This window comes from Bradyrhizobium sp. Ash2021, from assembly GCF_031202265.1.
In the GTDB taxonomy this organism is placed as follows: domain Bacteria; phylum Pseudomonadota; class Alphaproteobacteria; order Rhizobiales; family Xanthobacteraceae; genus Bradyrhizobium.
The window spans coordinates 4941992-4966662 of record NZ_CP100604.1 but is presented as its reverse complement, the minus strand read 5'-3'; the positions used below and the strand labels follow the sequence as shown (position 1 = coordinate 4966662).

The window sequence follows — 24671 nt, the reverse complement described above, 5'->3', positions numbered from 1 at the left end:
TCACCGACATTAGGGGCGCGACCGGTCGCCCGTAACCGCGCGCAGAGAGTGGCATAAATCGCGACTGCTCGCGTTAATCAGCGCATCAGGCCAAAAGCCGTTAACACCTCGCCATGTCAAGGCCGACGGTACGACGAATCCGGGGTGGCCGGTCCGCGATCGGCAGCGGCTTGGAAGAAGGTCGGGCCCCACATCTTGGGCGGTTGCCGGAGGCCCGGCGGTGCGCTTTGATTGCGCTATGCCCGAACTTACCCGCCGCCTTTCCAAAGACCGAGCCGACTGCTGGCTGATCTATTATGGTGATGTCCAAGTCGGGGCGATCGCCAAGAGCGTCGGCAATCCGGGGGCTGCTCCGCAGTGGCAGTGGAATTGCGGCTTCTATCCAGGCAGCGATCCGGGCGAGTGCAAGACAGGCCGGGCGGCCGGCTTCGACGAGGCACGCGCGCAATTCGGCCGCGTCTGGGGGATTTTCCTCGCCAAGAGAACCGGTGCCGACTTTCAGACGTGGCGCGACCAACGCGACTGGACTGCGCGCAAATATGCTATGTGGGATCGCGGCGAGCGCTTCCCGTCGCAGATACCCGCCCGATGAAATACGTCACTGACCGCCCCTTCGCCGATCCGGAAGCTGCGGCGCGCAAGCTGCTGGATATCGTGCGGGCGTCGATCGCCGAAAGCGGCCAGCCCCACGCATACACTGGCGCGACCAATACCGCGTTCCTACGCGCCGGCGGCAACCCCGACGAATACCGCCGGCCAACGCTACGCTGCCGCGCAAAAATGGTTTGAGATCGACCGCTCGGGAACGAGGATCATCCTGCTTCCTGACGGCGCCGAGTGATGCGATGGTCGACGTCCCCTTCGACGACCCCGATCCCGCTGAACAGATCGGGTAGGTGGGCGGAATTGACCGCCGCGAAGGTGTTCGATTCTCAAACATATTTAAGCCAGGAGGCAAGCAGCCGACCGCCTCACCTGCTCCTGTTTGGAAACAATTTGTCGGTCGATTTGTCGAGCCGTTTGTCCGCGCCTGGCGAGCTTAGATGCCCTACGAGTTCGCCGGTAGTCTTGTAGATGTTTTGGCCTCTGAGATCATACAGCTTGATGCCGGACAGGTCGAAAATCACGGTCCCTCGGATCATCGCGACGTGATGTCCCTCGCTGTTGAATATATTTCCGTCCATAGATCGTCACTTCTTCTTTGCGCGGTCGACGCGTGGGTCTTTTCTTCGGCCGGCGCAGTTGGATCGCCGAGGCGATCGATTGTCTTCGTGCCATTCCATCGCCGTCTTGAAGCGGCCCCGCCGCGAGCAACACGCCGGGACCGCCATTCCCAAACTTCCGGCTCGGGGCTGGGGGCTGAAACCGGAAGCGCCGGCTCTGAGTCTAGCGGACAAATGTTCCTACAGAGGCCCGCGGCCGTCCAGCCTTGGTTGCGGTTTTTATTAGGTAGCCCTTTAGGCGGGCCACTTCGCTGTTCAGATCGGGGATATATAGTCCTGTGCAAGACCGTTGGTCTTCCGTCGCCATCGAACAGCACGGTGATGCCCGTGTTACGACGGCCTATGGCGACAACGATGCCAAACTTGTCAGCCAGACTTGGGCAACGCACGGCTCCAAGGTTACTCATCTTGAAGCGCTGGCCGACAGCAATGCTATCTGCTTTCGGATCCACAATTTAGCTCTGCAATAAATGAACAAATAATCTTCAATGAACTAAAAGCGCAGCGGCAAATTTGGTTCCTAACGTTGGACTATTCGTGGCCGGACCCGGCTTCACCGCTATGCTGCACCCAGTTAATTTTGCTGTTAGCGCACCCAAAAGGAACCCGGTAGCCGCGCGGCGCATTGATTGACTGTCGATCATCGCTCTTATTGACGCTGGGCAATTGGAAATGGTCGGCGGGGCCGCTGGTTATTAAATGCCCACCGGCGGCCCCACTGCGTATCGGGCAACGAAAACCCGCCGGCGAACCGGCGGGCTTGATAGTGCTGCAGAGCAAATCACGCAGCCTTCGCCTGCCGGACTGCCTTCAGCACAATCTGCCGTGCGCATGGCGACGGCTCGACGTTCATCCAGCAGCGAGAGCTTATTTCGTCCTGCTCCTGCATGCGAAGCCATGATCGGGTGCTGGTGGCCGACCTAGGCGCGGCCCGACGATGTTCGCGCGGATTGCGATGATGCAGGCGCTGTACCCGGCGGGCGAGCGGGTTTTCAATCCGGATCGGAAAGAGCATCATTGGGGCAAGCGCAAGCTGAAGAGAGACCAATGACCGTATTTGTCTACGTCAACACGAGCAGGCAGGTTGGCGAAGCAGAGCACATCAAGGTGTTCGCAAATGCGGACGCTGCTGAGAAGTGGTTCGAGGACAACGACCCCGAGGGCGTCGCGTTCGAATATGAGGTTCTCGAATGAACCGTATCGGCCGGCGCACCGTCATTGCCATGCTGGTGATCGCGACAGTGGCGATCATCTGGAGTGTGCTTGGCCCGCCAGCGTGAACAGACGGGCACAAAAAGGCCGTCGCTTGGTTGAATCACCGACGGCTGGGCGCCGATGCATTGTTAGCTTTCTTCCTCGCAACTTTCTTGGGCGCGCCTGGTGCTGCCGAGGCCCGGACGTTGCCGAGACTCCCCAAGGATGACGCCAGAACCTCGCGCTGCGCTGTTAGCCAGTGCGCTTCGGCATTGCCATCTTGGCAGCCATCTACAACCCACAAATGATAGGCACGCTCGCGAATTGCTTGTTCAAGGTCCTGCATGTGCGGAACTCCTGCCGTTGCTTTGCAGCGATTCTTACCTTGCATGGTTAACAAAAAGTAAACGATCGCTGGGATAGTCCGCCAGCGTGAACCGGCGGGCGACGCCCTCGCCTCTCCAAGACCTGTGAACTGGATCACATGGCCCACGCGCGGACTCAGCTAACAACTCCAAAGCCGGTCTCACCCTGAGGCCGTGCTTTTGGGAATCGCAAATGACTGCTGTCGCACGAGCGTTTTCACGCGTATTTCTCTCAACCTCGGGCGAGTTTGACGTCCTCAAACAGTTAGCTTTGCTTTGCGGGGCTGCCGTGTTGGTATTCCTGCTGATGCAGACCTACGGGATCGACCTCAGCCCGGGCTTCTTCTGAGTCCAACTTTCTTGCACATTGAAAAAGGCCGCCGGCGTGAACCGGCAGGGTTTAGTCTTCGCGGCATTTGCCTCTGATCAACACCCGCGACTGCCAGCGGCTTGGGTCAAAGATTCTCACTGGGGAAAGCGAAAGCTGAAGCGGGACGAGTAGCGGATCAGCCGATTCGTAGATTTCCGGGCGACTCCTTGCCGCGATCGGTGGCGGTCAGTATCACTGCCGGATCAGATGATCCGGCCACGTCGTATTGGTGATGGGACCGCGGAACCTCCCAGTTCTCATGCAGGAAGCGCCAGCCGCGTTGCACGAGGTTTCGATGTAAGGCTTGCTCGCCCCAGCTATCTTGCATCGGGCAACCGCCTCACTGCACGTTGTGGCGTGTGCCGAAACCGTACTGACAAAAGTCGCGAACATGATTGCTACTACAGACTTGCGCATATCGTTAGCCGCGTTCGCAGCCGGCGTGCGGCCGTCATGAAGCCCATCGCCAGTTCCGACATAATCGAACCGAAGAAATCCAGAGCCTGTTTCATGGTGAGTCCCCTTTGCTTGAACAAAGGAGTGTCGGCTCGGTCTGTTTCAGGTCCGCTTCGTCGCCCGGCAAAATGGTTTCGGCGCCCGACGAAAGGCGAGCCGCAATGAAAGAGGCCGCCATCGTTGCGGTGCGCCACTGCCGGTCACCGCTTCGCCGTTCCGCTTCCGCAGTCCGGCAAGGATCGCTGCCGATGCCGTTTCTTTTTGCGCGCCTTCGATGCACATTGCGGGGATGTGCAATCTCTATTCGATCACCGCGAACCAAGAAGCCATCGGCAGGCTCTTCCGGGTCATAAACCGCTATGTCGACAACCTGCAGCCGATGCCCGGCGTGTTCCCAGACTATCCTGCGCCCGTCATCCGCAGTGCCGGTGCCGAGCGTGAGCTGGCGATGATGCGCTGGGGCATGCCGCCACCACCACGCACGGGCGGGCCTCCGGTCACCAACCTTCGCAATACGTCGTCGCCGCACTGGCGGGGCTGGCTGAAGCCGGAAACCGCTGCCTGGTCCCGGTGAACAGTTTCGCCGAATACGCGCCGGAGCCCGAACCCGGAGACCAAGAAAAGCGATGTTGTCTGGTTCGGCCTCAATGACGATCGACCACTATTTTCCTTTGCCGGGATCTGGACCGAGTTCAAGGGCGACCGCGCGGCACGAAATCAAAGCCGATCCCCGGCCCTCACCTCGTCTATGGCTTTCTAACGACGTCGCCGAACGCGATCGTCGAGCCCATCCACTCAAAGGCGATGCCGGTAATCCTGACGACCGACGAGGAGCGCGACGTCTGGATGCGCGCGCCGAGGGATGAAGCCAAGGCGCTACAGCGGCCCTTGCCAGACAAGGCACTGACGATCGTCGCCGCGGCGCAGATGTGAGGCCAGACGGCCAGAGCCTTCGAGGCGGGTGTCGCTGCGAAAAAGGACCCGCCATTTGCGACGAGTCCCAGTCTAGGGAGAAGTCTGAAGGGTAAACCGATTCGTGACTTCGTTGTGCGTTGCAATTCACACAAGCAGTGCGAAACCGCAGCCCTTCCACCGAGAGTCAACAGGTTATCGCTTAGTTGTCGACCCGCCTAAAGGGCACCACCGTTTCTACGGCTTGCCAAGCGGTGTAGTCATACTGCCCGACCCAGCAAAGAATCTCCGTCCTGCACACCCAGCAATCGAAACTCCCGTAACATCGGTGTTGATGCTGATTTTGCGTCGCTTGGTAGCCCGCCCCGCACTTGGGGCAGGAAAATATAACGGTAGCTTGGGCGCGGCCATCCATTCAGGCAAGCTGCCCTTGATTCGGGACGATTCCTAGGCAGCCATCTGCGTCAGACTGCCCCATAATTCTGGACACAACCGTGAAATTGACCGCCGATCGACCGTTCGCTGATCCAGAAAAGGCAGCGCAAAAACTGCTAGAGATCGCCGACGCGGTAGAGCCGGTGCAAGACGGCCGAATCCACATCGAGAAAATCAACGGACCGTTCCTGTTCAAGGAAGGCGGCAGCCCGGCCGAATACGGCGCCGGGCTTAAGTTCGCGATCGAGCGCGGCTGGCTGTGGCTGCACGAGTCGGGCACCTATGTGAAATTCACCCCGACCGGGGCCGAGCTGTTCGCCTGATGGTGTCCGCCGCGCAGCCAAGCGCCGCTTCAGGTTCTGCCTCAGCTCCTCGACAAACTCCCTGAGCCGCTGATAGGTCGTTTGGTCGCTTGTATCGGAAGCCAGCCGTTTCGACTGCTCCAATTCTCCGGGGGCGTTGTTGTTCTGATCCAGACCAAAAGTATTCATTTGGCGTGGTTCCTGCGTGAGCCGGATCACGAGGCGCCCCGGGATGAAACTCTATCGGTCCATGCGCCTCGGTTTTGGGAGAGCGAGCCGCCGAGCGCCACACCGTTACGGGATGTATCACTCAGCTCGGGAACCGTGCCTTTTCGTGGATCACAGCCGCCGTAGCGGTGACTCAGGTGGCGCCAATGCGTTTTGAGGTCCGCCGATTGTCAGCCACCGGACCGACCCAAAAACGGATCCACGGACTCCGCTAACCGCGCCGCCAATCGCATTGCCGGCGGGGCCGGTTGCCCCGCGGGCGTCAGTAAGCCTATCCGCACGGCCTCCGGGCTTTGGACGGAATGGCCCGCTAGCCCAGTACCAGCGACAAAGGCGGCTATTACGATCGCAACGAGATATTCGATCCTCATGGCGATGGCCCTCCATCGGCCCCATAAGACAATTGTGTTCGTTAGACTTCGTTCCGCCGAGGGCGCCGCGTCGTCGTGTACCCCAGGCGTTGGGCCTGATCCCTTCCTCCTTTCAACCAATGGGGGCCATTTGCGCGAGCCCCAGCACGGCACTTTGATGGGGCATGTCTATCCCCGCCCCGCGACCCCAGAAAATCACCTTCAGTGAAATGCGCTCAAGCACGACGGCTAGCGCCTGATCGTGCGGCGGCAAGGCTCGTAGGTGCGACTGTCCACCCATTTTGCCGCAGGCAGAAAAGCCTTTCGAATTGTGATCTCAATTACAAAACAAGGGCCGGCCTGAGCGTATTCTCGCCGCAATCTCAAAAAGGAGCGACGGCTATGATCGGCCCGATGTGGACTCGTAAAGCGCGCGCGCTCGTCATCGCAAATTCGCTGGCCGGCGCGGCTGTTCTGTTGATAGCGATGGCGGCCCCCAGCCCGTCTCAGTTGCGGCGCTCGGTAGTGAATGGCAATGCAGCAAGACGGCGTTTGTTTTGACGACGTGCCGTCAAGCGGACCCCATGCTCGCATCAGGTGTGACGCAATAGGCGGGGTGATAAAGAGTGGGACAGCGGCGGGAACCGGCGGCGTGACCCGCCGGTCACGGAACGTCCCTCGTCCTTGAGCCGCCGATGCTGTGGGGCTTGTTTAAAAAAGAAGTCCCGATTGCTCAACGCCGCTTCCGCATACTGGTCGATCGCCACTATGGTCGCCTGGACGTGCTGATAGCGGTAGCCCTCACGCGTCGCCCTATGCCGAACCTCCGCTAGCGCCTTGATCCACGGCGGATTGTCGGCCTTGTCGTCGTACCACTTGAGCGGTTCAGCAGCCATGAGACGAGCAAATGCGGAACGAATTGGCAAGCCACTAGGAATAGGTGATCCTCTCGACGGACACCCCCACCCCGTTCGACGACCCGGTACCGCTACCGAACGGCCGGAGCCTCTCCACCCTCAAGGACGCTGCCAACTACATCACGAGGGCTTCCGAAGGCTGGCAATTGAAAGAGGCCGCCAACTGAGGGCGGACTATCCTAATTAGGACATCGCTTCTAGCGAATTAGGACATGATTGTCCCCCCAGCTCCTGATCGGGCGCTTGCAATGAGCGGCCTCAGCACTCACGCGCTGGGGCCGTTTGGACCGGTTACGGTTAGGCCATGACAACCGCAGCGAAACTACTTGCGCGAAAGCAGGCATTGCTGGAACGGCTGCAGGAAGATCCCGGCCCTCACGAGCGGGATGAAATTGAGCGCCTTCTAGCCGAGATCGATGCGGCGTTAAACTTGCTCGATCAAACAGGGCCTGGAGAAACTAGCGATGAGCAATGACCCGATCCCGCGCAATAACGGCCGCGACGCCGAACGACGCCGCCAGGACCGAACTTGATCATTTCGGCAATTGCCCGGTCCGTGGTGCGCTGGTCGATATGCGCGACCTCGCAGGAAGTCGAAGAGCTCGACAGGACGCCGTTTGGATTCATGAAAGGGCCGCCAGCGCAAAAACGCCAGCACCGCCTGACAGGCGTTGAGCGTCAGCGCTATTCAGAGGCTTGAGTTATATAGTCCCTGTGCAAGTAGGTTGGTTGTCTGTCGCCATCGAACAGCACGCCGACGCCGGTGGTACGACGGCTCACGGCGACCACGATGCCGCTCTTATCGGCCAGGTTGGGACACCGAACGGCGCCGAGATCATTCATCTTGAAACGAATACCCACTGCAAATTTATCTGTTTCCAAAATCATCGTTCCGGCCTCGCAATAAGGAAAAAATATCTTTAATGAACTGAAGACCTGAGCAGCAATTTCGCATCAAACGTTTGGAATTATTGACTTCTTTGTGTCTGATCAACATGCGACCTTTCGGCGCACGAGACGGGCGCCAGGAAGTGGGAGAGATCAGCGCCACCGATGGATTCGTAAGAAGCCCCTCCAGCCTGAGCCGGCGGTCTCCACGCTCTTCGTGCGAGGCCGGCCAAACTCCCGAAACCGAACCTGGCATGGTCATTGCTGACATACAGGTGCAGGGGGATTTGAGGGCCCTGTAGTTACCCAACGCCGTCTCGCGATCATACTCCGCGGGGCGGCGTTGTGCTTTTCTGGGAATGGCTGAACCGAAATGAAACGGTCCCTTGGCGCCAAGGAAAACCCGCCGGCGTGAAACGGCGGGCGCGATCTAACTCATTGATTGGCGAATTCAGTCACCCCACCCGCGACCTATCCGCGTCCGTTTCCAGCCTCGCTTCAATCTCTGAAATGGTTCCGGAGAGCCCCGCGACGGCGCAGGCCGCATAGAGCAGCGACTGGTGACTTTCTTCACAGCTTTGGGCGATGCGCTCAATGCTGGTTACCGCTACCTCGAAGTCCGATGCCTCGGCTGCGACACGCATCAGACCGTTGCGCTCGACATCGTGCGGCGACCGAAGTGCACGCCGATCCATGAGCTAGAGCGCTACATGCGCTGCAAGGATTGCTCGGAGGTGCGGGGCTATCCGGTCAAGCGCAGCCATCTCGTGGCGCTACGGCCAACGAAGATTTCGGCGAGTGATCCGCGGTCGAGCTGGTGGCCGGGGGAACGATAGTGCGCATAGTCATGGACTGGCAATCACTCGAAACATTTTCATTTGGCGACCATCCAGCACTGGCCGACGAACTCGTCGGGCTGGTGCTTGAAGGCAAAAAGAGCGCTACGTGTTGGGCGGTTAGCGAGGGGCTGAAAGGAGCCGCTGTAGGAAAACCCATGGTGGCGCTCGATGGCAAGAATAGGCCGCGCGTCGTCTTGAAAACGATCGAGCTAACGCAGCGCCAGTTCAATCAAGTCGATGAGGCGTTTGCCTATGACGAAGGTGAAGGCGATCGGTCACTCGCGTATTGGCGCGAAGCACACAAGCGCTATTTCACCCGGACTGGTCTATTTCAGCCGCAGATGATGCTTTGGTGCGAGCGCTTCCGAGTGGAGCATGTGATCGAGCGATACTGACAATGTGCAATCTCTACAGCGTGACGACCAACCAGGAAGCAATCCGCGCCCTCTTCCGCGTGATCAACCGCTACGTCGGCAACCTGGCGCCGATGCCGGGCGTTTTTCCGGACTATCCGGCGCCCGTGATCCGCCATGCTGGCGCCGAGCGCGAGATGGTGCTGATGCGCTGGGGGATGCCGCCTCCTCCACGAACCGGCGGACCGCCTGTCACCAACATCCGCAACACCTCCTCGCCGCATTGGCGCGGATGGCTGAAGCCGGAGAACCGCTGCTTGGTGCCCTTCAACAGCTTCGCCGAATATGCGCCGGAGCCGAATCCGGAGACGAAAAAGAAAGACGTGGTCTGGTTCGCGCTGAACGATGATCGGCCGCTCTGCGCTTTCGCCGGCATCTGGACCGAGTTCAAGGGGGATCGGGGGACCAAGTCCAATCCGGTGCCCGGGCCTCACCTCGTCTATGGTTTTCTGACGACGTCGCCGAATGCCGTTGTCGAGCCGATCCATCCCAAAGCCATGCCCATGATCTTGACTGTCATTGCTGATCGAAATGGGACCCCCGCCGCGCCGGGCGCAATCCGTTGATAACATTTGAGAAGTGACTTTTTTGGGGGTCCCGATCGGCGCCGATCGGGACCCCCTCGAAGCGCTGAATTCACGTTGAATCAATCAGTTGCAGGCGACCAGCATGGGGTCCCGACTTCGGCGCCGAAACACACTGGCTGGCCGGCCTCGGCTGGGCGACCATCTCCGCAGTGAACTGGCTGCTCTCTTAAGCCGGATTCAAATACTGCACGATCTCGGCCGTTTTGATCGCTGCACAGCCGATCATTATCCAAAGAGCGAAATTGATTTCCAACGCGACCAGCACCATCGCGCGTCTCCCTAGTTTCCGTCCACTAATCGGGACGATTGGTTACGAGAGTGACTGCGATTCGCTCGGACTTCCAGCTGATATTTAAGGCATCGGTTGTGCAACGCCGAATAAAACTCGACGTCTTTGCTAATCGCGTTGCAAAATATCGATGCCAAGCAACAACGAAAAAGCCGCCGCTGTTCACCCTAGCGGCGGCTCAGGTTTGGGTTCTCTCAAGTCTTATTGCTTGTGAGCGCGTTCTAGCTCTCTGGCTGCGAGCTCGGTAAGGCGATCAACTGAATGCACTTAGCGGCAGAGATCTCGAGCAGGGTCCCGATGCTGATTTGATCCTCGAACTAAACGACTGGTGACGGCGACACGTATGGCCACAGAGACATATCGCTATTTCGATCTGCCGCGCGGCGGCGGGCGCTTCCAGTTGCTGGCCGATTGGTGGGTTGAGGCTGGTATGGACGATTTCCGGCGTGAGACGGAAGCGTATCTGCTTACGGTTTACCCAGCGGTTCAACTGATCGCGCTCACCGACATCGAGCCGCCGCCCTTGGGTCGCAGGGCGCATCTAACGGACGGCGGCTTTGACTATCGCCAATTTTTGGTGACGGCCTGATCAGTCAGGCGGCGGCGGTTGCGGGCTGAGGGGCGGCCAGCTTGGCGGTGACCTCGATCCCGTCGGTGAATTTCACACCGAGAATGATCTTTGGCAAGTGTGCATGTCCGTCGAGCCGTCGCCAGGATCGTTGCGCCCCTTCGACCAGCTTGAATACCATGGCGAGAGCGGTCTTGTTTGAGAGGCAGCCTTTCGATCGGATCGTGCGGTGGCGGACGGTCGCGAAAGTGCTTTCAATCGGGTTGGTGGTGCGCAGGTGCTTCCAATGCTCGGCCGGGAAGTCGTAGAAGGCGAGCAGCAGGTCGCGATCCTTCGTCAGACAATCGACGGCCTTCTGGTATTTCGGCGTGTAGCTTTCGATGAAGGCGTCGAAGGCGACTTCGGCATTGGCCTTGGTCTCGGCCATCCAGATTTCCTGCAGCGCCCGCTTGGCCTTTGGTTGCACACTCTTGGGTAATTTGCCCAGCACGTTCGCCGTCTTGTGCACCCAACAGCGCTGCTCGCGTGCTTTCGGCCAGACCTCGCCGGCCGCTTTCCAGAAGCCGAGCGCGCCGTCGGCGATCATCAGCTCGGGCCGGGCATCGAGCCCGCATCGCTTCAGATCCAGCAGCAGATCGCGCCAATCCTGCGCACTTTCCCGAGCGCCATCGGTGAACCCGACGAGCTCTTTCTTGCCCTCGGGCGTCGCGCCGATCAGCACCAGGATGCACTGCTTTTCATCTTCCAGCCGCGCCTCGAGGTGGATGCCGTCCGCCCAGACGTACACGTAGCGCTTGCCCGACAAATCACGCTTGCGCCACTGGGCATGATCATCCTGCCAGCCGTCCTTCAGGCGGCCGATGGCGCTGGCCGAGAGGCCGGGCGCATCCTTGCCGAGCAAGGCCGCCAGAGCGTCCGAGAAATCGCCGGTCGAGATGCCCTTCAGGTAGAGGATCGGTAGCAGCGTCTCGATCGACTTCGAGCGGCGCATATAGGGCGGCAAGATCGATGGCGAGAAGCGGATGCGGCGGGGATCGCCGGCTGCGGCCTCGCGATCGCGCACGCGGGGCTGGCGCACCGGGACCGCGCCGATGCCCGTCATCACCTCGCGCTCGGGCAGATGACCGTGGCGCACCACGCGTTGGTGGCCATCCTCGGTCTTCAAATCGGCATGCTTGGAAAGAAACCCGGCGACCTCGGCCTCCACCGCCTGGGCGAGAAGGGCACGCGCCCCATCGCGCAAAATGTCGGTGAGTTGGTCGCTGAAAGTTCCTGGCTGAATCAGTTTTACGACGGTATCCTTAGACACGGCATATCGCTCCTTTGGTGGAGAAGTGGAGGCGTTGAACACCCCCAGGCAGGTCATCCCGCCGGTTGAAGTAAAGGTGAAAGATCACCAGCCGGGCGAATACCGATATGAAGTGTATGACGGATGGCATCGCTTCTATGCATCTGTAGCGGCAGGCTTTCCCTGTCTCCCAACCGTCACCGTCAGTGGTTGGAAGCCTGATACACCGGCTATAAACGAACCTCGCTTCTGATGGTCAGGTGCGCCCGTCCGCTATCGGTCGCCTGCCGCTGCCTGCGATGTGCGCGCGGCCTGACGGCTCTCGTCGAACATGGTTAGGGGCAATCAATGAAAGCACTAAGGATCATCGGCTACGTTTGCCTGTCGCTCATGTCGGTCTACAGCATCGTCTTCAGCGACAGCAAAAACTTCGACTGGTTGGTGGTCGCTTGTTGGGGTGGCGTCTTTTATTATTGGTGGCTTGAAGATCGAGACGCTCGCAAGGCTAGAGAGGAAAAACGGTTCCAAGAACTCGCCTCGCGGGTAGCCGACCTTGAACGGCAGACAGGGCAGTTTGGGTATCAGATACGGGAACTACAGCGCACTGCGTCGAAGGGTGGAACGTGGGGACCGTAAGCGCTGACCGTCGAGCGATGATGGCGGCCCCTCCGCATCGGTCCTCCGGGTCCTTTGGGGGTGGTTAACCGGCGCGGGCTACGCGCGACGGCCGAGTGCGAGGATATTTGCCATCGCGCATTTCGGATTTAATTACATGCGGGTTGGTACACAAATGGCGGCGCGGTGTGGCGCTATCGAATACGGAAGCCGTGATCTTCATGGGTTGGAACGCTGGGGCCGGCACGAGGTTAGCTAGATCACGCACCATTGTGGCGGCGCTGACCGGCGCGTTGGATTGGAGGCGGCACATGAAAATCATCGTGGACGAAGCCGGCGAGATCATCGCCAAAACAACGGATGACCATGTTCTAATCGGCGGCCACCACCGCCTCGCGGTGGCGGCCAGCCTCGGCAAAAGACTGGTCTGGCGAGATACTGGCGAACCTGTGAAGCTTGATCTCTTCTTCAAGCAACATGGAAGTTCTCTTCGACATACAGCCTGAGCCGCTCGCCGAGCGTAGCGTTGTTCGGGTACATCGCGATGGTCGCCGTCATGGGTCGCGCTGCTGTGGGTAATCCATGTTAGTTGATCCGCGATACACCCGCGACAGGGCGGCAATGTGTGACAAGTGCAACCAAATCGACAGGAAGATCGAGCGCTATCGAACGCTGAGTTCCAGAATAACGGACCAGTTGACCATTGATGGTATCGCCAAGCTCGTTGAAGAGCTGCTTGCCGAGAAATTCGGGCTACACCCAGAAATCCACCTAGTTCGCGTTATACCGGATAATGGAAGACGCCAATTTTGGCAGGCTGCGACAGATCGGGACGAAGCCTTGGACCGCGTGCTCGACGTTATCCCAGAGGGATGGGCAGCCAGCTTGGAGGAAAGGCGATTAAGTGCCGACCACATGGCAGAGCTTGACAAGAAGCCGGGAGAGGTCCGGCGATATCAGGTTTCGTAATCTGGACGCAGAAAAGGCCGCCTCAGTTGGCGGCCTCTTTCATGACAGCCTTGGCCCATGCGGCGCACGGCCTTCCCCGCCTGCCAAATGACCTTCGATGTTATCGGCGATCTCCTCGCAGACCGACGCCAACGCAAGCAGTTCGGTTTTAACGAGAGGATCGTCGGCCTGCCCGACAAGTTTCCGACACGTGGCCGCTTGACCCCATAGATAGGTAAGCCAATCATGTATGCCGAACACGGTACCGTTGAGCTTGGAGCGGTGACAATCCATTTTGGAGCTTTCACTGGAACGGTCTGCTTTAGGTTTAGGCTGTCTTGGCGAAAATCGTGAGCAAACCGTCGGCGATGTTGATGGCAACAACGTGCGACGAGCTGAAGCCCTTCGCTTTAAGCGCAGATACTGCCTCCGGTGTCGCGTCAATGGACTTCCGAAGTGATTGCAAATCTTCTTCGTTTGTTTTCGCGACGATTTCATCGACCTTTGAGCGGACCGCAGGTTGCAATTGCTTGATGTCAACTACCTGTATTCTCCGAATGACAGTGTCGGACTGAGCAGGCGGCTCCTGTGCTCTGGGCTGCGGGGACGCTCCTTGTGCCTGCACGAAAGCGGTCATCCCAAGGGAGAGTGCGGCAATAATGACGGATCCAGTAACGATGCGCATGGTCATTCCTTTCCTCAGTTTGGGAAGCTAATTGCTATCCACGAACTTTGGATAGCGTCCGGTTCTCGTGTGGCCATTCGGTGAAACCAATGCGGCAGCAACGGTTCCCCGGCTCACAATGATGTGCGTGAAGCGAAAGCGTTGCAGCGACCGCTACGGGATGATGCTTTGAAGATCGTGGCGCGTGGTGCGGACAAGGAAGATCAGGCAGCAGCATGACCTGCTAGTGTCGAACAAAGCGGAATTGCTCGGTGCCGCGTTCGAGAGGATCGGAGCTGCGCTCGACCATGCCATATCCCTCGTGCGCTGCGACGAAGGCCTGCGACGGTATCCGGTTTCGCTCGTACCTCACCAGCTTGTCCTTCGCCGTCGGCAGTGATCCAGGGCCGTTGTCGCTGAGGAACGATGTCTGCACTTCTGAGTCTAACGTTTCGTCGTCACTGGTTGGCACGCGCTTCCACACCATTGTCGACGGCCGCGTCGCGCAGAGAGCCCTCACGGTCTCGATTGCGTCCGGAACGTATTGGATAGCACCGTTCGAGTGCATCAGTTCTACATCGCCGAGCCAATCGGCTGCCTTGTCAATGTCGCTGAAGAACCTCAGCCTATTCGTTGCTAACTCGCCCGCACGGCGAGCCATGGCCGGAGTTTCCACGATCGCCCAGCGGATGTCGGGGCTCTGCTGACGCGCGAGCTTATAATGCAAACCTGCACCGCCGCCGAAATCGAGCACCGTTTTCACGGTAGCCACGAGCGGCCAGTCGCCCGTAGGCTCATAAGCTAAAGTTTTACGGAAAATCGTGTCGACCAGCTCTTCATTCTCGTACCCTTCGATCACTTTTCGGGGCGGAAAGAGCTTACGCCGGACACGTTGTATCAGATTCATCTGCGACCATTGCGGTAAGGTTCTTGTTGGTAGCGGGCGATGCAACCAGAACATCTAGAAACAATTCGACCAATGGGCAAGGGTAACCTCTGTGAGCAGGAGCGACTTGCCTCTGTACCCGCGCTCGGCTTGGATGTTCGAGGGGCGAAGGGGATGCCGGACCAAAAATCAGGCTGGGGCCGCGAATTCGAGGAGCCGATCCCCCTGCCCGATGGCCGCCGGCTCGTCACGCTGCAGGACGCTGGCGAATACATCCAATCGCTGCCGAAGGCGACGCAGAACACCGCGCCATGGCGGAACGCTACCGAGGCGCTGCTGGTGGTCGTCAATCAAAACGGCCCGACGATGTTCGCGCGGATTGCGATGATGCAGGCGCTGTACCCGGCGGGTGAGCGGGTGTTCAATCCAGATCGCAAAGAGACGCATTGGGGCAAGCGGAAGCTGAAGCGGGATCGATAGGAATAAAAATCGGTGCGTTGCTGGCCGACCCGACCTGCTTGACTTTCGGGGACGGCCAATAGTGGTCGATTCGGAGTCAAGACAATGACTAAAGAACTGAAATGCCCCGACTGCCTTGGTGCAACCCGACCGATTAGCCAACATCCAATCACCCAGGCACTCCTTGGCTCCAGCCTGGGACTTTGAAACAAGTTGATCCACTTAAGTAGGATGCAGTAAAGCGTCACTGGCGTGCTGGGCAGGCTGCGCAGCGGCGTTACGCCGGCATGGCGGCAGTGAAGAAACGCGCTATTCTTCCGGCGGCTGCGGCGGCGATTTTTTCGTCGGCGCAGCAGATGCTTTCGGGGGAGCCTTACCGTGGGGAGAATCTCGGTCCTTTAAGATAGCGACCGGGCCATTGCCCGTGCGCCGATAGAAGTCGGCTTCCTCCTCGGGGGTGTAGGGCGGCTCGTGATAGAATGAGCCGTTCTCAGCTTGTACACGTACCATAGTCATCGTCCTTTCTACTTGACCAAACCCATCAGCCCGATCTCCTGGGCGCCGCAGACCTGATCAACCCCAGGTGGAAGCCATCCTTGTGCCCGCGCACGAGCGACCAATCGGCGAGCCTCAGCTCCGGGAATTATTCTCCCATCGATATTCGTGCCCATTCGGCCTGTTTTCAAATTGCTGTCGAGCGAGTGGTCAAATAAGCGTTCCAAGAACCCGGCAAATTGAGGTCCAATCGGTACTATTAAGCTGCGCACTGCGCACAGGCATGAGGCTGGTGGACCGCACGATGGCCGGCGCACAGAACAGTGACGCGGCAGCACCAAGGAAGTCTGCGCGTCATTTGAGTATCATTATGTTGATTGGGTGCTGGCGCTGTCATTAATCCCTCTCTTTGAGGGCTGGCACCACTCTGCTGAGTTTGCCGTAAAGAACGGCCACATCCCACTGTCGTGGAGACCACCTTGCCGCAGCGTGGCAGGTTGGTGAAGGTGCCAGCCTTCGTCGAGATGCAATCAGTACCGTAAGCTCAATCGCGGCGATTACAAGCCGGCAGTTCGGCAAAGGTATCAATCGGTCAGAGCATCCCTTGGTGCCCCAACAAACCCCTGACCTGAATAGTCGCCGATTGATGGTTGCCCGTAACAAACCTCCAAATTGCCATCCAGTCCACCGGAGAAATTCCATATGTCCTTGAACCAATCACCGTCGTAGCCATAACCTTCGCCTTTGATGGAAATTGTGTCGCCACGAACAATTCGATCCCATTGTGCCTTGCTCACTGAAAGCTCGACGCAAACCTCGCCACCATTGCCCCACGAGATCGAAAATATTTTGTAAGGTGCTTTCGGCAATTTCATTTCCTTCGGGTTTCGTTCAAATATAGCAAGACGTTGCGGTTAGGAAATCGCTGTTCATGGCAGAACGCATCATCATTTGGCAGAAAGACAATGCGACGATGATGTCGTCGTGGACAGATACTGTTGTCTTTACAAAACGAAAAGACGGCACGTTTTCGATCCGACACTTCAGCATGGGTGACGAATATAAATTCATGGCAGCGGGAAAGACTAGTATGAAAACCGCCCAAGAATTGAGCTATGGCCCAAAGTTGGTGACGGCGTGAATCGGGAAGGCGGCATATCGTGGGGGTGTTCAACGCCTCCACTTCTCCACCAAAGGAGCGATATGCCGTGTCTAAGGATACCGTCGTAAAACTGATTCAGCCAGGAACTTTCAGCGACCAACTCACCGACATTTTGCGCGATGGGGCGCGTGCCCTTCTCGCCCAGGCGGTGGAGGCCGAGGTCGCCGGGTTTCTTTCCAAGCATGCCGATTTGAAGACCGAGGATGGCCACCAACGCGTGGTGCGCCACGGTCATCTGCCCGAGCGCGAGGTGATGACGGGCATCGGCGCGGTCCCGGTGCGCCAGCCCCGCGTGCGCGATCGCGAGGCCGCAGCCGGCGATCCCCGCCGCATCCGCTTCTCGCCATCGATCTTGCCGCCCTATATGCGCCGCTCGAAGTCGATCGAGACGCTGCTACCGATCCTCTACCTGAAGGGCATCTCGACCGGCGATTTCTCGGACGCTCTGGCGGCCTTGCTCGGCAAGGATGCGCCCGGCCTCTCGGCCAGCGCCATCGGCCGCCTGAAGGACGGCTGGCAGGATGATCATGCCCAGTGGCGCAAGCGTGATTTGTCGGGCAAGCGCTACGTGTACGTCTGGGCGGACGGCATCCACCTCGAGGCGCGGCTGGAAGATGAAAAGCAGTGCATCCTGGTGCTGATCGGCGCGACGCCCGAGGGCAAGAAAGAGCTCGTCGGGTTCACCGATGGCGCTCGGGAAAGTGCGCAGGATTGGCGCGATCTGCTGCTGGATCTGAAGCGATGCGGGCTCGATGCCCGGCCCGAGCTGATGATCGCCGACGGCGCGCTCGGCTTCTGGAAAGCGGCCGGCGAGGTCTGGCCGAAAGCACGCGAGCAGCGCTGTTGGGTGCACAAGACGGCGAACGTGCTGGGCAAATTACCCAAGAGTGTGCAACCAAAGGCCAAGCGGGCGCTGCAGGAAATCTGGATGGCCGAGACCAAGGCCAATGCCGAAGTCGCCTTCGACGCCTTCATCGAAAGCTACACGCCGAAATACCAGAAGGCCGTCGATTGTCTGACGAAGGATCGCGACCTGCTGCTCGCCTTCTACGACTTCCCGGCCGAGCATTGGAAGCACCTGCGCACCACCAACCCGATTGAAAGCACTTTCGCGACCGTCCGCCACCGCACGATCCGATCGAAAGGCTGCCTCTCAAACAAGACCGCTCTCGCCATGGTATTCAAGCTGGTCGAAGGGGCGCAACGATCCTGGCGACGGCTCGACGGACATGCACACTTGCCAAAGATCATTCTCGGTGTGAAATTCACCGACGGGATCGAGGTCACCGCCAAGCTGGCCGCCCCTCAGCCCGCAACCGCCGCCGCCTGACTGATCAGGCCGTCACCAAAAATTGGCGATAGCTCCCAAGAATTCATCGATGCGCTATCTGAGATGAATGTGTTTATCCCCCGCCGAGGAAATTCGAGACGAAATCTGCCAGGAGATAGATAAGTTAGACCCTGCGTTTTCTCAAAAGATCGGGGAATGCATTGAGGCTCAGTGATGCCTCGATGAAATCTTGATTGATTGCGCCTACCGCCACCACTTACCTGAACAAATACACAATTCTAAAACTAACCACCGTAATCGCTTGATGTCGCATCATCTGTTTCAAGGCGCAAGAGCGGTGACCGAAATTGTTGGTCGGTACATGGCGGGGGCCTTATCGTTTTCACTGGTTGCCGAAATCGGCCCCTTACCCCACCCCGCCGGGGCCTCGTCAACCGCGCCTGGGCTCTCCCCCCGATCCGCAGCGCCTCAGCCCTCCGATCGCGTGATGATGTTCTTCACGTTCGATGCCGTCCACGTCCCACCGAACCATCAAGATCACAGCGCGAACCCCACCGACCATTTCGCAGTCGAGCAGTCGATCGCCGGAGATGATCGGATCATTCGCGTCGATCTTGCTATGGCCGCGACATGTCCGCTTGTCCTCCGATAGCGACCGGACAGCAAACATCGCGGGAGGTCTCAAATGTGCCACAGCCGGACTCGTGCAGCGCAGCAAATGGCTTTGCAGCGGACCCTACTTGTTCAGCCACACGTCCTCGTAACGATAGCCGTTAAAAGAGCTGTTCACCATGATGGTGACGCCCTTGACATAGGGCTGCCAGCAGGTGCCCTGGCGGCTGTGGAAGATGATCGGACGGGCGACGTCCTCCTGCAACTTCTTGTCGATCTCCCAGACCAGCTTCTTGCGCTTCTGGACGTCCGTTTCCTGCGACTGCTCGTCGAACAGCTTTTCGATGTCCTTGTTGCAGTAGTTCGTGTAGTTCCGCTCCGAGCCGCAGGAATAGTTCTCGTAGAACGACTGGTCGGGATCGTCGACGGCGTTGCCGGTCAGATTGAGGCCGAGCGCGTAATCCTTGCGCGCGACCTTCGGGAACCATTGCGCGGTGTCGACGACGTCGAGCTCGCCATCGATATAGATGCTCTTGAGCTGGTCGATGAGAATCACCGCGGGATCGCGGTAGATCGGGATGTTGCGGGTGGAGACCTTGACGGCGAGGTGCTTGTCGGGGCCGTAGCCCGCCTTCTGCATCAGCTTCTTCGCCGCTTCGCGGTTGGCGTTGATGTCAGGGCCATAGCCCGGAATCTGCTCCAGCATCTCCTTCGGCATCGCCCACAGCCCGTCCGGCGCGGGCTCCATGGTGCCGCCGATATCGCCCTGGCCCTCGAACAGGATCGAGATGAAGGCCTTGCGGTCGAGCGCGAGTGCCAGCGCGCGGCGGATGTCCAGATTATCGAACGGCCGATTCGAGGAGTTGACGATGATGTTGGCCGAGACGTTGGTCGGCGCAACGACACAGACCGCGTTCGGTGCCTGGGTCTTGACGTCCTTCAAAAGCGGGATCGTCACCTCGGTCGGGTAGGTCATGTCGAACTTGCCGGCGATGAAAGCGAGGATCGCGGTCGAGCGGTTCGGAATGATGGTGAATTCGATGCCATCGAGATACGGCAGGCCCTTCTTCCAGTAATTCTCGTTGCGCGTCAGCTTGATCGATTCGTTGGCCTTGAACTCCACGAATTTGAACGGGCCGGTGCCGATCGGATGGGTGCGCATCTCCGCTGGGCTTACGTGGCAGGGATAGACCGGCGTGTAGCCGGAGGCGAGCAGTGCCAGCAGCGAGGGCTGCAGCCGCTTCAGATTGAAGGAGGCTTCGTAGTCGCCGTTGGTTGTGACGTCATTGACCTGATCGTACCAGGTCTTGCGCGGGTTCTGGCGGAACTTTTGCTGCGACTGGCCCATCAGCATGTCGAAGGTGCATTTGACGTCGGCCGACGTGAACGGCTTGCCGTCATGCCATTTGACGCCCTGCCGCAACTTGAAAGTCAGCGTCTTCTTGTCGGCGCTCCACGCCCAGCTTTCCGCGAGCTCGGGGCGGATGTCGTCCAAGCTGTTCTGCGCGATGTGCTGGTCATAGATGACCAGGTTGTTGAAGACGGGCATGAAGGGGATGTTGATCGAATTGGTCGCGCCCTCATGGATCGACGCGCTGCCGGGGCTGTCGCGGTGATAGATCCGGAAAATACCGCCTTGCTTCGGCTCGCCCGCGATCGCTATGCTGCCCAGGAGCAACAGGCACGACATCGCGGCAGCAAACGCGCGCCCGCTTCGCATGCTTCTCTCCCTGCACGGTTCGGCCCTTGCTTAATTCTTGCGCTGGCGTGCAGCCGATCTGCCCCTGCTGCATGCTGCGCGCGTGCAGCGAGCGGCCACGCAGCTGCTGCGCCGCCCAGTGCAAATATGAATTCCCGCCGTCGGATGTGGATTGCCACGCGGACCCCTCCCTCCGGAGGTCGTGTGCATGCAATAGAGGGGACAATATCACGCTTTAGCGAAGGAACGAACAAAGCTTTTTGCGCTGCGAAAGTCTGGAGCCCCATGTCGCAGATGGGTCAAACTCGGAAGTCGCCATGCTTCACCGCCATGTCCGTTCATCCCCCCAAAAGCAGACATCAGCAGGCTGGCTCGTCGCGTATGTTTCGTTAGCCGGGTTCTGATTTTCTGCGCGGATGAATGAATGTAGTGTCAGTGTTTGAGCTTGGGAATTGCGCGGTAGCGGTTGGGGGCTTCCGGTTCTCTTGATAACTGGAAATTGGCCCCTTACCCCGCCCCGCCACCCCCACAAATTCAACGGCGGCGTCGGTCGATGACCTGGATCGAGCGCGAAGCTAATCCGCCAATGGATTTTCGATCGTCTGCTTCTTGCCGTGCTTCTTCAGGAGATCGTTGAAGGCCTCGATCGCCAGGGAGTTCAGGGTTGCGTCGGTTTCGGCCGCCAGGATCCGCAGGGATCGCCAGCCCTCGAGGTTCATTCTGATCAGCAATCCCTTGAAGGATCCGGCATCGCGGGACTTGAGCCTGGTCGGCTTGGCTGGTCGGGACATGGGTGGTGCTCCAAGGACGTCAAACCGAGAGATAGCGAAATCGCCTCAATATTGCCAACCCAGCAGATCGTGCTTGCGTGATATCACAAAGTCGATATAGCTTCCGATAACCGTAATTCTCGGAAGTAATGGAACTCTTGCCATGACCGCACCGCTCGCCATCCAGAATGCCTCGAGTTCCGTTTCGGTGACGCTCGCCCCTGATCTGGCCGCGGCGGTCAACTACGCCAAGGCCGAGAAAGCACCCGCGACGCGCAAGGCCTACGGCACGGACTTTCGACTGTTCAAGGAATGGTGCGACGGTAAAGGCGCGCAATCCTTGCCGGCTGCCCCTGAGACCGTGGCGGCGTTCCTGGCGGCAGAAGCCGACGCCGGCGTCAGGCCTTCAACGCTCGGCCGGCGCGTTGCCGCCATCCGCTATGCTCACAAGCTCGCCAGCCTTGCCACGCCAACCGACGCAGAAGGCGTCAAGGCGACCCTGCGTGGCATCAGGCGTTCGGTGGGCGCGGCCAAGGTGCGCAAGGCCCCTGCCGTGGCGGAACGCATCAAAGCCATGGTAACGGCCTCCCCAAACACATTGGCAGGCAAGCGCGATCGGGCATTGATCCTGCTTGGCTTCGCCGGCGCATTCCGGCGATCGGAGCTGGTTGCACTGGACGTGGCTGATATCGAGGAATCGGAGGCCGGCCTTCGGGTCACGATCCGCCAGTCGAAGACCGATCAGGACCGCGAAGGTGCCACCATCGCTATTGCCCGTGGTATGTTCGCCTGTCCGGTACGGGCGTTGCGCGCGTGGCTGGACGCGGCCGGAATCGAGTCCGGCGCGCTGTTCCGATCGGTGAACAAAGCCGGCGTGGTCGCAAGTGCTCGGCTTACTGATCGGTCTGTCGCCAGCATCGTCAAGGCGATGGCCGGCAGCGTGGGTCTGGACGCCAGTACCTTCTCTGGCCATTCGCTGCGGTCCGGCTTTCTCACGTCAGCTGCGTCAAACGGCGCGTCAATTCTCAAGATGATGGACGTCTCCCGGCACAGGGCTGTTGATTCGCTGCGCGGTTACGTCCGCGACGCCGAACTGTTCAAGGATCATGCGGGCGCCGGGTTGCTTTAAGCGGCCGCCCGCTTCAGTTCAGCTTTGATGAATCCGGCTGTGGGTCCTGTGGCTCATCATGGGCCTCTTGACGCTCCACGTTGGCCCCGACTGCGATTGCAGCCAGGTCGTCATCAGTGAGCTCGCGCGCAAGCGCGTTGCGAAGCGTGATGTCGCTCGTCTGGCGCGCCTTGCCATCGACGCGATCGGCAATCTCCCTGATCGCCTGGAGTGCGATCGGTTCGCCGCTGCTCGCGATGTTGATCAAATTGCGCGCGATGGCGCGCAGCGCCCGCTGATTGTCGCCAGCAGCCGCCAGTTCCATTCTCAAGGCATCGGCGAAGGGCCTTTGCGTGTTGATTGAGCCGACCGGGCGACCTCCAGCCATGGTTTGTAAACCCGTAAATGGTTGATCTTACGCCGTAAACTCAACGGGTGTTCGCGCGAGATGTCAATCGTCAATCCGAATCAAACGCGATTGGGCGGCTGACCTTGGGATCCGAATCCAAAGTGCGATTTGTGTCGGTCTGGCACTCGTCATGAAGTGGTGCCATAGGCAGTGACGAGTTGTGCTCCAACATCAGAATCGGCGCGGTGTAGGTTTCATCACCCTCGATCAGCTTTTCCAGACAATCCATGCCGGCGACGTAACGCGACTCCCCGCTGGAGTCGAACAGCACGCGGTGATGGTCGTGGCGGTCGCCCCATACCTCGATCCGCTCGGTGACTGTGCCAGCGCCAAACTTTAGATGGCGAACGCGATCACCGACGACCGGCGGTGCTGCCTTGGCCGCCTTCCGCTGCACGGCTTTGGCTTCGGCCTCAAGTTTCTGTTCGGTGCTGGCGACCAGCTTGACCAGCTCGGCATATCGATCCTCAATCTCGTGGAGTGCATCGTCGCGCTCGTCCCAGGCATCTTTTTGCTTGTCGAGTTCGGAGATGACTTCGCAGATCGCAGGCATGAACTTTTGCCTGGTTCGGATTTCGCGACATGTGCATTCCAGCGCCACGAAGAAGTATGGATTGCGCGCCATCACGTCATCGATCAAAACCTGCGCGAATACGGCGGGGTTCGGAATGTTTGATGTCGAAAAACTCCCGAGCAACATCGCAATCATTTTGGCAATTTCGGATTTTCGGACATCGCCATTGTCGTCAAGCCAGTCCGTGGGTTCGCATTCGTTGAGCAGTGTCTCGAGATGGCCGTCGGCAACTGATTTGCGCGCACCGGATGTCGCATAACGCTCAAGTACAGTTCGAGCTCGTTTAAGTTCGCTGTCTGATGGCTCTTGTTTCAAACTTCTCGCAGCGTTCGACATCGCCTCATGGTGCTCAACGAGCCGGTCGAGGCAGTATTTCGCGCGTTCGATTTTCTGCTGCGTCGGCCAGTGCGCGATCGAACGCGTTGCAGTCGGCGGAACCGTAGGAATCTTGCTCATTCGTCCTTCCCTCCAACATCGAATCCACCGGCTCGCAGCGCTTCCTCGACGGGGTCAGGCTTTCCGCCAGAACGGCGCCCACTGCCACCGCCAGTCGACCGCTTGGGCGGCGGTTCGCTCTGCCAGCCGCCCTTCAACCACTTCACCGGTTCCGGCAGATACTGTGGCTCTCTTGCAGCCGCCCAGCGCCGCGCACTCGCCAGGATGTCCGCCATGTCGTGTTTGCTGGCAGCACCGATGAAGGCCTTGGAGACCTGCTCTCGATCATCGTGATGTCCGCGCTGCCAGAGTTGCCAAAACTCCTTGAACCCTTCTTCCAGCGCGCGCCCCTCGGGCGCGCGCTCGCTGGCTTTCTTTCCCTCCCAAGCGGCGTCGTGAGGCGCCGCTTGGTTCTCAGATGGTTCGTCGGAAGCTGGCTTCCTCTTTTCGTGCGCTGGATTTCCTCTTTTCATACGCTGATTTTCCTCTTTTTCGTCGTCGACAGCGGAAGCTGGCTTCCGGTTTTCTTCGTCTGAATTGGGGAAGCTGGCTTCCTCTTTATCGTCAGCCATGTCGCTGCTGGCGTCCGCGTCATCCGCGTCGTTATCGTCATCCAAACCGGAGGCTGGCTTCCGCTTTATGGCGAGCCGATAGATGTTGGTTTGGCGACGACCTCGGTGAGGTTCGATGTCGAGGTGGCCACCCTCCTGCAGCCGATCTGTCAGACTGCGAATAGAACGAACAGTGAGACCGGTCGCCTTCGCCAGGGTGTCCTGCGACGGCCACGCCCTGCCAGATTTGCGGTTGATGTGCTGCGTAATGCGGTAGGCCACCATAAAGGCCGTGGCGGGCAGACTGCGATCGGCGAGAACCTGATTCAGCCATGCGAATAGATCGCGTGTGAAAGTGTCTGTCATGGC

At 59.2% G+C, this 24671-nt stretch carries 31 protein-coding genes, 3 pseudogenes and 1 riboswitch; of the genes and pseudogenes, 21 read left to right on the top strand and 13 right to left on the bottom strand.

All coding sequences use genetic code 11. The features are described from left to right. Window positions 1-238: 238 nt before the first annotated feature. Entirely contained in the window at window positions 239-592 is a 354-nt protein-coding gene (locus tag NL528_RS23730) for a hypothetical protein (RefSeq protein WP_309176873.1), read from the top strand. Further along, window positions 589-789: a hypothetical protein gene (locus tag NL528_RS23725; protein ID WP_309176872.1), complete on the top strand. Its 201-nt coding sequence runs from the start codon at window positions 589-591 to the stop codon at window positions 787-789. Before NL528_RS23730 ends, NL528_RS23725 begins: the two co-directional genes overlap by 4 nt. Before the next feature lie 182 nt (window positions 790-971). Here NL528_RS23725 and NL528_RS23720 read toward each other — a convergent pair whose 3' ends face one another. Continuing rightward, window positions 972-1184: a hypothetical protein gene (locus NL528_RS23720; protein ID WP_309176871.1), complete on the bottom strand. Its 213-nt coding sequence runs from the start codon at window positions 1182-1184 to the stop codon at window positions 972-974. A 317-nt stretch (window positions 1185-1501) separates the two neighbouring features. On the opposite strand from NL528_RS23720, the gene NL528_RS23715 reads away from it, so the two are divergent. Both NL528_RS23715 and NL528_RS23710 read left to right on the top strand, forming a co-directional pair. Further along, entirely contained in the window at window positions 1502-1693 is a 192-nt protein-coding gene (locus NL528_RS23715; RefSeq protein WP_309176870.1) for a hypothetical protein, read from the top strand. A gap of 577 nt (window positions 1694-2270) precedes the next feature. Then, window positions 2271-2417 (top strand): hypothetical protein, encoded by a 147-nt coding sequence (locus NL528_RS23710; RefSeq protein ID WP_309176869.1) that lies wholly within the window; start codon window positions 2271-2273, stop codon window positions 2415-2417. 121 nt (window positions 2418-2538) lie between these two features. On the opposite strand, the gene NL528_RS23705 is transcribed toward NL528_RS23710, so the two are convergent. Next, window positions 2539-2763 carry a DUF2934 domain-containing protein gene (locus NL528_RS23705; protein WP_309176868.1) on the bottom strand — a complete coding sequence of 75 codons (225 nt, stop codon included), beginning with the start codon at window positions 2761-2763 and terminating at the stop codon, window positions 2539-2541. Window positions 2764-2975: 212 nt separating this feature from the next. Between NL528_RS23705 and NL528_RS23700 the strand changes: the two genes are divergently transcribed. The 4 genes and pseudogenes from NL528_RS23700 (at window position 2976) to NL528_RS23685 (ending at window position 6396) form a co-directional block, all read left to right on the top strand. Continuing rightward, on the top strand, window positions 2976-3131 hold the full coding sequence (locus tag NL528_RS23700) for a hypothetical protein (protein WP_309176867.1): 156 nt from the start codon (window positions 2976-2978) through the stop codon (window positions 3129-3131). 766 nt (window positions 3132-3897) lie between these two features. Continuing rightward, window positions 3898-4541, top strand: a pseudogene (locus NL528_RS23695) (SOS response-associated peptidase). A 473-nt stretch (window positions 4542-5014) separates the two neighbouring features. Beyond that, a complete protein-coding gene (locus NL528_RS23690) occupies window positions 5015-5278 on the top strand; it encodes a hypothetical protein (protein WP_309176866.1) in 264 nt (87 codons plus the stop codon). 959 nt (window positions 5279-6237) lie between these two features. Beyond that, the gene (locus NL528_RS23685) at window positions 6238-6396 is read left to right on the top strand and encodes a hypothetical protein (RefSeq protein ID WP_309176865.1); all 159 of its coding nucleotides are present in this window, start codon (window positions 6238-6240) and stop codon (window positions 6394-6396) included. Window positions 6397-6428: 32 nt separating this feature from the next. Here the strand turns inward: NL528_RS23685 and NL528_RS23680 are convergent, their stop codons facing one another. Next, window positions 6429-6731 carry a hypothetical protein gene (locus NL528_RS23680; RefSeq protein ID WP_309176864.1) on the bottom strand — a complete coding sequence of 101 codons (303 nt, stop codon included), beginning with the start codon at window positions 6729-6731 and terminating at the stop codon, window positions 6429-6431. Between the two features lie 325 nt (window positions 6732-7056). Here NL528_RS23680 and NL528_RS23675 point away from each other — a divergent pair, with 325 nt between their 5' ends. Next, window positions 7057-7227 carry a hypothetical protein gene (locus NL528_RS23675; protein ID WP_309176863.1) on the top strand — a complete coding sequence of 57 codons (171 nt, stop codon included), beginning with the start codon at window positions 7057-7059 and terminating at the stop codon, window positions 7225-7227. A gap of 209 nt (window positions 7228-7436) precedes the next feature. Here the strand turns inward: NL528_RS23675 and NL528_RS23670 are convergent, their stop codons facing one another. Then, window positions 7437-7640 (bottom strand): hypothetical protein, encoded by a 204-nt coding sequence (locus tag NL528_RS23670; RefSeq protein ID WP_309176862.1) that lies wholly within the window; start codon window positions 7638-7640, stop codon window positions 7437-7439. A 578-nt stretch (window positions 7641-8218) separates the two neighbouring features. Between NL528_RS23670 and NL528_RS23665 the strand changes: the two are divergent. The 4 genes and pseudogenes from NL528_RS23665 to NL528_RS23650 all read left to right on the top strand — a co-directional run. Continuing rightward, window positions 8219-8476, top strand: a pseudogene (locus NL528_RS23665) (hypothetical protein); the annotation flags it as partial. An 11-nt stretch (window positions 8477-8487) separates the two neighbouring features. Beyond that, window positions 8488-8874 (top strand): ASCH domain-containing protein, encoded by a 387-nt coding sequence (locus NL528_RS23660; protein WP_309176861.1) that lies wholly within the window; start codon window positions 8488-8490, stop codon window positions 8872-8874. Between the two features lie 2 nt (window positions 8875-8876). Beyond that, the gene (locus NL528_RS23655) at window positions 8877-9458 is read left to right on the top strand and encodes an SOS response-associated peptidase family protein (protein WP_309176859.1); all 582 of its coding nucleotides are present in this window, start codon (window positions 8877-8879) and stop codon (window positions 9456-9458) included. 653 nt (window positions 9459-10111) lie between these two features. Beyond that, on the top strand, window positions 10112-10357 hold the full coding sequence (locus tag NL528_RS23650; protein ID WP_309176858.1) for a hypothetical protein: 246 nt from the start codon (window positions 10112-10114) through the stop codon (window positions 10355-10357). Between the two features lie 4 nt (window positions 10358-10361). Here the strand turns inward: NL528_RS23650 and NL528_RS23645 are convergent, their stop codons facing one another. Continuing rightward, entirely contained in the window at window positions 10362-11645 is a 1284-nt protein-coding gene (locus tag NL528_RS23645; protein WP_309176722.1) for an IS256 family transposase, read from the bottom strand. 327 nt (window positions 11646-11972) lie between these two features. Here NL528_RS23645 and NL528_RS23640 point away from each other — a divergent pair, with 327 nt between their 5' ends. The 3 genes from NL528_RS23640 (at window position 11973) to NL528_RS23630 (ending at window position 13208) form a co-directional block, all read left to right on the top strand. Next, window positions 11973-12260 (top strand): hypothetical protein, encoded by a 288-nt coding sequence (locus NL528_RS23640; RefSeq protein WP_309176856.1) that lies wholly within the window; start codon window positions 11973-11975, stop codon window positions 12258-12260. A gap of 290 nt (window positions 12261-12550) precedes the next feature. Then, window positions 12551-12745, top strand: a complete 195-nt coding sequence (locus NL528_RS23635) for a hypothetical protein (RefSeq protein ID WP_309176855.1) — start codon at window positions 12551-12553, stop codon at window positions 12743-12745. A 76-nt stretch (window positions 12746-12821) separates the two neighbouring features. Beyond that, window positions 12822-13208, top strand: a complete 387-nt coding sequence (locus NL528_RS23630) for a hypothetical protein (protein WP_309176854.1) — start codon at window positions 12822-12824, stop codon at window positions 13206-13208. 307 nt (window positions 13209-13515) lie between these two features. Here the strand turns inward: NL528_RS23630 and NL528_RS23625 are convergent, their stop codons facing one another. After that, window positions 13516-13878 (bottom strand): hypothetical protein, encoded by a 363-nt coding sequence (locus NL528_RS23625; RefSeq protein ID WP_309176853.1) that lies wholly within the window; start codon window positions 13876-13878, stop codon window positions 13516-13518. 123 nt (window positions 13879-14001) lie between these two features. On the opposite strand from NL528_RS23625, the pseudogene NL528_RS23620 reads away from it, so the two are divergent. Further along, a pseudogene (locus tag NL528_RS23620) lies at window positions 14002-14091 on the top strand (SOS response-associated peptidase); the annotation flags it as partial. A 4-nt stretch (window positions 14092-14095) separates the two neighbouring features. On the opposite strand, the gene NL528_RS23615 reads toward NL528_RS23620, so the two are convergent. Beyond that, on the bottom strand, window positions 14096-14758 hold the full coding sequence (locus tag NL528_RS23615) for a hypothetical protein (RefSeq protein ID WP_309176852.1): 663 nt from the start codon (window positions 14756-14758) through the stop codon (window positions 14096-14098). Between the two features lie 153 nt (window positions 14759-14911). Here NL528_RS23615 and NL528_RS23610 point away from each other — a divergent pair, with 153 nt between their 5' ends. Continuing rightward, window positions 14912-15217, top strand: coding sequence for a hypothetical protein (locus NL528_RS23610; RefSeq protein ID WP_309176851.1), 306 nt, complete (start codon window positions 14912-14914; stop codon window positions 15215-15217). An 896-nt stretch (window positions 15218-16113) separates the two neighbouring features. Beyond that, window positions 16114-16224, bottom strand: a riboswitch (SAM-I-IV-variant riboswitch). Window positions 16225-16275: 51 nt separating this feature from the next. Here the strand turns inward: NL528_RS23610 and NL528_RS23605 are convergent. Beyond that, entirely contained in the window at window positions 16276-16560 is a 285-nt protein-coding gene (locus NL528_RS23605) for a hypothetical protein (protein WP_309176850.1), read from the bottom strand. A gap of 62 nt (window positions 16561-16622) precedes the next feature. Here NL528_RS23605 and NL528_RS23600 point away from each other — a divergent pair, with 62 nt between their 5' ends. After that, window positions 16623-16832, top strand: a complete 210-nt coding sequence (locus NL528_RS23600) for a hypothetical protein (protein ID WP_309176849.1) — start codon at window positions 16623-16625, stop codon at window positions 16830-16832. A 67-nt stretch (window positions 16833-16899) separates the two neighbouring features. After that, a complete protein-coding gene (locus NL528_RS23595; RefSeq protein WP_309176722.1) occupies window positions 16900-18183 on the top strand; it encodes an IS256 family transposase in 1284 nt (427 codons plus the stop codon). A gap of 697 nt (window positions 18184-18880) precedes the next feature. On the opposite strand, the gene NL528_RS23590 is transcribed toward NL528_RS23595, so the two are convergent. Continuing rightward, window positions 18881-20476 carry an ABC transporter substrate-binding protein gene (locus tag NL528_RS23590; protein WP_309176848.1) on the bottom strand — a complete coding sequence of 532 codons (1596 nt, stop codon included), beginning with the start codon at window positions 20474-20476 and terminating at the stop codon, window positions 18881-18883. Window positions 20477-21030: 554 nt separating this feature from the next. After that, window positions 21031-21246, bottom strand: a complete 216-nt coding sequence (locus NL528_RS23585) for a ribbon-helix-helix domain-containing protein (protein WP_309176847.1) — start codon at window positions 21244-21246, stop codon at window positions 21031-21033. A 142-nt stretch (window positions 21247-21388) separates the two neighbouring features. On the opposite strand from NL528_RS23585, the gene NL528_RS23580 reads away from it, so the two are divergent. Next, window positions 21389-22354 (top strand): site-specific integrase, encoded by a 966-nt coding sequence (locus NL528_RS23580; protein ID WP_309176846.1) that lies wholly within the window; start codon window positions 21389-21391, stop codon window positions 22352-22354. Window positions 22355-22367: 13 nt separating this feature from the next. Here the strand turns inward: NL528_RS23580 and NL528_RS23575 are convergent, their stop codons facing one another. The 3 genes from NL528_RS23575 to NL528_RS23565 all read right to left on the bottom strand — a co-directional run bounded on the left by NL528_RS23575 (window position 22368) and on the right by NL528_RS23565 (window position 24668). Further along, a complete protein-coding gene (locus tag NL528_RS23575) occupies window positions 22368-22658 on the bottom strand; it encodes a hypothetical protein (protein WP_309176845.1) in 291 nt (96 codons plus the stop codon). Window positions 22659-22791: 133 nt separating this feature from the next. Beyond that, window positions 22792-23652, bottom strand: coding sequence for a hypothetical protein (locus tag NL528_RS23570; RefSeq protein WP_309176844.1), 861 nt, complete (start codon window positions 23650-23652; stop codon window positions 22792-22794). Window positions 23653-23768: 116 nt separating this feature from the next. Continuing rightward, on the bottom strand, window positions 23769-24668 hold the full coding sequence (locus NL528_RS23565) for a helix-turn-helix domain-containing protein (RefSeq protein WP_309176843.1): 900 nt from the start codon (window positions 24666-24668) through the stop codon (window positions 23769-23771). Between the last annotated feature and the right edge of the window lie 3 nt (window positions 24669-24671).